The organism is Candidatus Dadabacteria bacterium, from assembly GCA_026706695.1.
Lineage (GTDB): Bacteria > Desulfobacterota_D > UBA1144 > Nemesobacterales > Nemesobacteraceae > Nemesobacter.
This window is the reverse complement of sequence record JAPOYE010000104.1, coordinates 1-7464: the sequence shown is the minus strand read 5'-3', so window position 1 is coordinate 7464 and position 7464 is coordinate 1. Positions and strand designations below refer to the sequence as shown.

Genomic DNA, 7464 nt, shown 5'->3' with positions numbered 1-7464 from the left:
TTTTATCCCTTCATCTCAAAGAATTCACTCGCCTTAAGAATTTTGCAAGAGGCTCCTTTGCGAAGGAATATGCCGGGGCCACGAAAAGCAGCCCCGGCAGGAGAAAAGGAGAGTCAGTTAACGCTTCATCTTACGGTTGCTCTTAGTATTTATGCGCGGCGTGGGCACCTATGCTCATTATGTACTGGAGCAGGAACTGGTTGTCGCTTAGATCCTCTCCTAGTTTTTCGTAGTTGTACTGAAGGCGTATGCGGGAGAACTCGCTGTTTGACCAGTCTCCCATGACCGCTACCGCGTAGGGATCGTGATCTATCCCTGAATCCTCGGGAGAGTACAGCTGGGAATAGCGGGTGCCGATTCTCCATTTCGGCGAGAACTTGAAAACTCCTTGCGCGTACCAGCCGTGGCTTCCCCCGTCGAGACGTTCTTCGTGGACCTCGTCTCCTTCCGCAAGAGTGTAGACGCCTTCTTCGTCACGCCAGAAATACTCACCCTGGAGAAGCACCTCTTTCTGGCGGGAATTTCCGGTGGGAGCCCAAGTGTAGCGAAAATCAACCGCGTAAAGTCTCGTGTTGCCCGTGAACATGCCGGCGGCGAAGAACTCCTCGAGATTCTCCTCATGTCCATGTTCGTCTTCATGTCCATGTTCGTCTTCGTGTTCTTCCTCATGACCATCGCCGTTTTCAGCAGCATGCTCGTCTTCGTGTCCATGTTCGTCTTCGTGCCCGTGTCCGTGTCCGCCGCCGCGACCGCTTGCCTCTCCGTCAAGCAGATAGCCCCCGATTCTCCAGGATGAATTCTCTCCTATATCACCGCCTACCCGCAGAAAGGCGCTGAATGAGTTTATGTCGCTACCCTCAGCCCCTGCAAACGGGAAATCGTCTCCGCGGAAAATACCGCCTCCCGCCTCGACATAGAAGTCGGTCGGAAGCACGTATGAAATCTGTGCTCCGGTATCATTGAAGGCCTTGTCGAGAAACACCCTGTAAGGCAAGGGGCGATCGGCGAAATCGTCAGCGTGGGCGTGATGCTCGTTCATGTATCCCAGAGTCCAGAACGCGCGGCCCATTCTTATGGTCGCGCCCGTTGGAAGCCCGAAACCTGGAAGGGTCTCCACGTATGCTTCCTCAAGCTCGATCTCGACCCCGTCTCCATGGTCTGCAAGAGCCGTGGTTATGTGGCCGTAGAATTTATGGTCAACACTTGTCGAAAGATTAAGTTCGGTTTCCCCAAGAGATATTCCTTCCGCCCCACGTTCCCCCTCGTGTCCCAGGACGAACCCGGGAATTTCGCCCTCATCCGAAGAAAAGGCGGCGAATCGTCCACCCAGTATCGCTCCGATTGAAGGGTTGAGGTTGCTGTTGTAAATGGCTCTGCTTGGGTAGACGCTATCCTTGCTCTTTGAGTAAGTCGTTTTGGCCTGAGATGCTTCGGTTTCCATCTCGGCGAGTTTTTCTTCCATCTTTAAAATCCGGTTCTCATATTCCGATCTCATCTCTTGTATCTCCTTCTTTAAGGCTTCTACTTCCTGATCGGAAGCGGCGAAAGCGGGGATATGAGAAAACGGCAGAACGGCAAAAAACGCGGTTATGACCGCGAAACGTAATATATTCATTTTTCCTCCTTAAGTTTGAAAAAACCACTGATTCCTGCTTGTATGCGCAGGGAACAAGAAAATCTCTTTACTTCTTTTTAGGAGGAGAGTGGAGGTCCGCGTGTAATTCCCGCCTCGTAAGCGTTCCGAGCTATGATAACGCCAATGGGTGACTGCGGGACATGCTCCGCGTAGTGAAGAAGGCAGGCTTCACTCGCGGTGCCGGGGCTTGAGAAGCCCTGATACTTGGCGCTTAGGCAGACCTCGCAGGCAGTTCCCTCATGCTCGTGTTCCAAGGAACCGTACTCGGCCGCATGGGCAAAGGAGAACATCTGCGCTCCCAGAAAAACGATTGTCAGTACTAAGGAAAGTGCCTTGCTCATCCGCATTGTTAAATGAGAAATATTTTCATTTAGAGCCTACCATACGAGAAAGTACAGTGTCAATGATGTAAGTGTCAATGATGTAAGTGAGGTTTGTAGGTTGTAAGGTCTTCGGTTTCGACGAGGCGGGATTTTATCTCCTGCAGGAATCTGCCAGGAGTCTGGGCCGACGACCCCTAATCCCGTCTCTCATATTGAGTATCTTCGCTGTTTGAGTAACATTACCGCCACGCATCGATTTTCGGAGGTTAAAGTGAGCGGAAGACCCATCCTGGTTACCGGAGACAGACCGACGGGAAAGCTTCACCTGGGACACCTTGTGGGTTCGCTTCAGAACCGCATCAGGTTTCAGAGTGAATACGACTGCTTTTTTCTGGTTGCCAACCTCCACATGCTGACCACGCATTACGACAGGGCCGTCGAGGTTGAGGAAAACACGGTCGAGATGGTGTGCGACTGGCTTTCCGTGGGAATGGACCCGGAGTGCTCAGTTTTCTATGTCCAGTCCCAGGTGCCGCAGATAACGGAACTCTCAACCATACTCTCGATGCTTTGTCCCGTGCCGAGACTCCAGAGAATCCCCACGCTCAAGGAGAAAATTCAGGATATGGGAGTTGGGGACAACTACTCGGCCGGGCTTCTCGGATACCCCGTGCTAATGGCGGCCGACATACTGATGTTCCGGGCGACCAAGGTCCCCGTGGGCGAGGATCAATTGAGTCACGTGGAACTCACCAGGGAGCTTGCCAGGAGGTTCAATTTTCTCTACGGCGATTACTTCGGGGAGCCTGAACCGCTCATCAGCAAAGCGTCTCGCCTCGTGGGCACCGACGGGAACAGGAAAATGAGCAAGAGCCTTAACAACTGCATATACCTAAGCGACAGCGAAAAGGAAGTTGAGCGCAAGGTAAGGAGCATGTATACCGACCCGAAGAGAATAAGGGCCGACATACCGGGCACCGTGGAAGGCAACCCGGTTTTTATCTACCACGATCTTTTCAACGACGATACCGAGGAAATAGAGGACCTCAAGGACCGCTACAGGACGGGAACCGTCGGGGATGTAGAGGTGAAGAAGAAACTCGCCCGCGCCATAAACCTTCTCCTTGAGCCCATCAGGGAAAAAAGAGCGCAGTACGAAAAAAGGACGGATGAGGTAAGGGACATACTCCGCGAGGGAACCCTCAAGGCGAAACGGATAGCCGAAGAGAACATGGAAGAGATAAAGGAGAAGGTTGGTCTTTTCCGCACGTAAGGCTCTGCGTGTTTGTTGACAGAGACGCCGTCTATTCTATATCCTGCTTAAAGAAATTGTTTGTGTTTATGACCTTTTTTGCGACGGAAGAGTATATAGAAAGATGAACTCCATCGAAGAAATTATTGATGACGTAAAACAGGGCAGACTCGTAATACTGGTCGATGACGAAGACAGGGAGAACGAGGGAGATTTTGTCATACCCGCCGAAAACGCTACCGCGGAAGTGATCAATTTCATGGCTACTCACGGCCGTGGTCTTATCTGCCTTTCTCTTATCCAGGAAGACGCAGACCGTCTGGCTCTTCAGCCCATAAAGCCCGAGTACAACGAAGCTCCCGAACACACGGCTTTCACCGTTCCAATAGATGCGAAAAAGGGGGTTACGACCGGCATATCGACCCATGACAGGGCCTCAACGATAAGACAGGCGATATCCCAGGATTCAAGACCTGAGGATTTCGTGCGTCCCGGACATATTTTTCCGCTCATAGCGAAAAAGGGCGGGGTGCTTGTCCGCGCCGGCCACACGGAAGGCTCGGTTGACATATCAAGGCTGGCGGGTTTTCACCCGGCGTCGGTTATCTGCGAGATAATGAAGGAGAACGGCGACATGGCGCGTCTTGAGGACCTGATGGCTTTCTCGAAAAAGCACGGCATAAAGATTGCCACTATAGCCGATCTCATAAGATACAGAATAGGCAAGGAGAGCTTCGTGCGCAGGGTGGCCGAGGCGGAAGTGCCTACCGAATACGGGGTTTTCCGTGCTATCGCTTTTGAAAATGAAATAGACGGCCTTCAGCACATGGCCTTTGTGAAGGGGGAACTGAGTCCCGAGGATGGGACACTAGTTAGGGTGCATTCCGACTGCGCCATAAGCGATATTTTCGGTTCTCTTTACTGCCACAGCAGGGCGAAGCTTACCCAGTCCCTGAAGATGATAGAGGCAAACGGCTCCGGAGTCCTCGTCTACATAAACCAAGAGTCAAGCAACGGGGGGTTCGCGAAAAAGATAAAGCGCTATTCAAACGGAAAAATAAAAGAGACGCCTGCCCTTGTTCCGGAGAGACAGGAACTTAAGGCTGAACTCAGGCATTACGGAGTAGGAGCCCAGATACTCAGGGATCTTGGAGTGCGCGACATAAGGCTTCTCACTAACAATCCGATAAAGGTAAAGGGGCTTGAGGGATTCGGGCTCAGGATGGTCGGGAGCGTTCCCATAGACATTTCGGATTACACGGAAAAGGAAATTGCAATGGGAAAAAGCGCTGATTACGGTAATATTGTTTCAATATCAAAGTAAGAGGGGAGCAAATGCCTCAAACGATAGAAGGAAAACTGAGCGCCGGGAAATTCCGCTTCGCCATCGTGTCAAGCAGGGTCAACAGTTTCGTCACGAACCCCATGACGGAGGGAGCGATCGATACCCTCGTTCGCCACGGCGCGGGCGAGAGGTCAATAGACGTGATAAAGGTTCCGGGTTCTTTTGAGGTGCCTTTGGCGGTGAAAAAGGCGGCGCTGTCAGGAAAATACGATGCCGTCGTGGCGATTGGAGCCATAATAAGGGGGCAGACTTCCCATTTTGATTTTCTCGCTTCGCAGGTGACAAAGGATCTCTCAGCGGTGGCTCTTGAGACCGGAGTGCCCGTCTGCTGCGGCATAATAACCACTGAGACCACCGAGCAGGCCATTGAAAGGGCAGGGGTCAAGGCAGGAAACAGGGGAAGCGAGGCTGCACTTAGCGCGCTCGAGATGGTTAATCTCGTAAAAGCGCTTTCCTAGATTTACCAGATGGGGAAGAGAAGGTCATCCAGAAAAACCGCCCTTCAGTTTCTCTATCAGGCTGATTCAGCCTCCGGGGGCAGTTCCTCACGGTCATCCAACCTGCGTTCCAATTTTGAATCTTTCTGTTTACTCCATCACGAAGCGGCGGACGGCGAAACGCTTGAATTTGCGTTTCTGCTCTGTCAGGGCGTTTTGGAAAATATCAACGCCATAGACGGCATCTTAAACAGATCTTCTGAGCACTGGAGGGTGTCGAGAATGTCCATGATAGACAGGAACATTCTGCGCCTCTCGGTTTACGAGATCGTTTTCTTGAGCGATATACCTCTGCCTGTTACTATAAACGAGGCGATCGAAGTGGCCAAGGAGTTCGGGTCGGAGACCTCCGCCGCGTTTATAAACGGTATTCTCGATAAGATTGGGAAAAGTATGGAGAGGGGCGAGTTCGGCGATGATAACTGAAGTGATTTCTAAGCTTGTGGAAGGTGGAGACCTCTCGGAAAAGGAAGTGACAGCGGTCTTTGACCTTATGATGGAAGGGGAACTTCCCGAAAGCCAGATGGCCGCCTTTCTTACGGCGCTTCGCATGAAGGGGGAAACCGTTTCCGAGATAACCGGCGTTGCGAAGGCCCTTTTGGGTAAGGCCGAAAAGATAGACTGCGACAGGGAAACCGCAGTGGACCTCTGCGGGACCGGAGGTGACGGAAGCGGGACCTTTAACATATCCACAACCGCTGCCTTCATAGTCTCAGGAGCAGGAGTCACGGTCGCAAAACACGGCAACAGGTCGGTTTCAAGTCCGGTTGGAAGCGCGGACGTTCTGGAAGCGCTTGGAGTGAAAATAGGTATTCCCCCGTCTCTTGCACAGAAATGTCTTTTGGAAGCGGGCATAGCTTTTCTTTTCGCTCCCGTATATCACCCCGCCATGAGAAATGTAGCAAAGTGCAGAAAGGAACTCGGAATAAGGACTGTCTTTAACTTGATAGGTCCCGTGGTAAATCCTGCGGGGGTGAGAAATCAGGTTATGGGAGTCTACTCACCGCAGCTTCTCGTTTCTGTTGCCGAAGTGCTTAAAAATCTGGGTTCCCAAAAGGTCATGGTGGTTCATGGAGAAGGGTGCATGGACGAGATAACCGTTACGGGAAGCACGAAAGTGGCCGAACTTCGAGACGGCGAAATCGCTGAGTACGATCTGCACCCCGAAGACTTTGGCGTAAAAACCCGCTCGCACGAAGAACTCAGGGGCGGCGCGAGTGCGGCCGAAAACGCGGAGATAACCCTTTCTGTGCTGAGAGGAGGGGAGAACGGCGCGAAAACAGACGCGAGTCTGCTTAACGCGATGGCGGCCATATACGTTTCGGGTAAGGCGGCGAGTCTTGCAGAAGCACTTGTTCTGGCCAAAGACTCTCTTTTAAGCGGGGCCGCGCACAGAAAGCTTGAGATGCTGATCGAAATTACCAACCGGAACCAGCCGAATGATTCTTGACGATATAGTTGCGTTTAAAAAACAGGAACTGGATGAGGCGAAAAAAAAGCTTCCTCTCGAAGAACTCGTGTCCGCCGCCGCGGACCGTTCCCCGGCCATTGATTTTGCCGCTCTTCACGCAGAGACCCGGGGGGTGAAGATAATATCGGAAATAAAACGGGCTTCTCCTTCCAAGGGAGTCATAAGGGATGATTTCGATCATTTCTCTATTGCCCGAGAGTATGAAGCCTCGGGGGCTTTTGCGCTTTCGGTTCTTACCGACCGCAAGTTCTTCGGAGGGGATATTTCCTACCTCTCCGATATAAGAACTCACTCGGCGCTTCCGATTCTGAGAAAGGATTTCACCATAGACCCCTACCAGGTCTATGAGGCAAGGTGCCACGGGGCTGACCTCGTGCTTCTTATAGTCGCCGTACTGGACCGCGGGCAGATAGAGGAATATCTTTCTCTCGCGGGTTCCCTAGGAATGAACTGCATCGTGGAGGTGCACGGCGAGGAGGAACTCGAAACCGCCCTGCTGGCGGGAAGCGAAATAATCGGCATAAATAACAGAGACCTTCGGACATTTGATGTTTCGCTTGACACCTCAAAGAGGCTTTCCGGCATGGTGCCTGAAGGGAAAATCATAATAAGCGAAAGCGGCATATCGTCGGTCGACGATATGGAAGGACTTATGGCCTGCGGTATAGACACTTTTCTTATAGGAGAAACATTTATGAAAGCCGAAAGCCCCGGGGAGGCTCTTCGCGGTTTTCTATGCTGATGGAGTGCTTGTGGAGCATGCGTGGAGAAGGAAGAAAAAGACCTTGGCTGGCAGTTCTGCTTTCCCTTTTTTTCCCGGGGCTGGGACAGCTCTATAACGGGCAGTTTGCTAAGGCCATCTCGATATTCGCCCTTATAATAATAGTGAATATCCTCTCTCGCGAACCGCTTCGGGTTTTCCTTGAGTTTGCGGATACCC

Annotated in this window: 9 protein-coding genes; 7 read left to right on the top strand and 2 right to left on the bottom strand. The window is 52.0% G+C overall.

Annotated elements, in window-relative coordinates; genetic code table 11:
• Window positions 1-142 precede the first annotated feature (142 nt).
• Both OXG10_08040 and OXG10_08035 read right to left on the bottom strand, forming a co-directional pair.
• Window positions 143-1615, bottom strand: a complete 1473-nt coding sequence (locus OXG10_08040; GenBank protein ID MCY3827305.1) for a hypothetical protein — start codon at window positions 1613-1615, stop codon at window positions 143-145.
• A gap of 77 nt (window positions 1616-1692) precedes the next feature.
• A complete protein-coding gene (locus tag OXG10_08035) occupies window positions 1693-1977 on the bottom strand; it encodes a hypothetical protein (GenBank protein MCY3827304.1) in 285 nt (94 codons plus the stop codon).
• A gap of 253 nt (window positions 1978-2230) precedes the next feature.
• Between OXG10_08035 and trpS the strand changes: the two genes are divergently transcribed.
• The 7 genes from trpS to OXG10_08000 form a co-directional block, all read left to right on the top strand.
• Window positions 2231-3232 carry a tryptophan--tRNA ligase gene (gene trpS, locus OXG10_08030; protein MCY3827303.1) on the top strand — a complete coding sequence of 334 codons (1002 nt, stop codon included), beginning with the start codon at window positions 2231-2233 and terminating at the stop codon, window positions 3230-3232.
• A 103-nt stretch (window positions 3233-3335) separates the two neighbouring features.
• Window positions 3336-4535 carry a 3,4-dihydroxy-2-butanone-4-phosphate synthase gene (gene ribB / locus OXG10_08025; GenBank protein ID MCY3827302.1) on the top strand — a complete coding sequence of 400 codons (1200 nt, stop codon included), beginning with the start codon at window positions 3336-3338 and terminating at the stop codon, window positions 4533-4535.
• Between the two features lie 11 nt (window positions 4536-4546).
• Complete coding sequence (gene ribE, locus OXG10_08020) at window positions 4547-5014, top strand: 6,7-dimethyl-8-ribityllumazine synthase (GenBank protein ID MCY3827301.1); 468 nt, start codon at window positions 4547-4549, stop codon at window positions 5012-5014.
• A 9-nt stretch (window positions 5015-5023) separates the two neighbouring features.
• On the top strand, window positions 5024-5479 hold the full coding sequence (nusB, locus tag OXG10_08015) for a transcription antitermination factor NusB (GenBank protein ID MCY3827300.1): 456 nt from the start codon (window positions 5024-5026) through the stop codon (window positions 5477-5479).
• Entirely contained in the window at window positions 5469-6503 is a 1035-nt protein-coding gene (gene trpD, locus OXG10_08010; GenBank protein ID MCY3827299.1) for an anthranilate phosphoribosyltransferase, read from the top strand. The genes nusB and trpD overlap by 11 nt, the downstream gene beginning before the upstream one ends.
• The gene (gene trpC / locus OXG10_08005; protein MCY3827298.1) at window positions 6493-7266 is read left to right on the top strand and encodes an indole-3-glycerol phosphate synthase TrpC; all 774 of its coding nucleotides are present in this window, start codon (window positions 6493-6495) and stop codon (window positions 7264-7266) included. The genes trpD and trpC overlap by 11 nt, the downstream gene beginning before the upstream one ends.
• A 17-nt stretch (window positions 7267-7283) precedes the next feature.
• The coding region (locus tag OXG10_08000; protein ID MCY3827297.1) for a DUF5683 domain-containing protein at window positions 7284-7464 on the top strand (181 nt) is incomplete at its 3' end.

What these genes read in the sequence shown, in the direction of transcription:
- OXG10_08035 (MCY3827304.1), bottom strand. Translation starts at nt 1,977, where the DNA reads ATGAGCAAGGCACTTTCCTTAGTACTGACAATCGTTTTTCTGGGAGCG.
- ribE (MCY3827301.1), top strand. Translation starts at nt 4,547, where the DNA reads ATGCCTCAAACGATAGAAGGAAAACTGAGCGCCGGGAAATTCCGCTTC.
- ribB (MCY3827302.1), top strand. Translation starts at nt 3,336, where the DNA reads ATGAACTCCATCGAAGAAATTATTGATGACGTAAAACAGGGCAGACTC.
- nusB (MCY3827300.1), top strand. Translation starts at nt 5,024, where the DNA reads ATGGGGAAGAGAAGGTCATCCAGAAAAACCGCCCTTCAGTTTCTCTAT.
- trpC (MCY3827298.1), top strand. Translation starts at nt 6,493, where the DNA reads ATGATTCTTGACGATATAGTTGCGTTTAAAAAACAGGAACTGGATGAG.
- OXG10_08040 (MCY3827305.1), bottom strand. Translation starts at nt 1,615, where the DNA reads ATGAATATATTACGTTTCGCGGTCATAACCGCGTTTTTTGCCGTTCTG.
- trpD (MCY3827299.1), top strand. Translation starts at nt 5,469, where the DNA reads ATGATAACTGAAGTGATTTCTAAGCTTGTGGAAGGTGGAGACCTCTCG.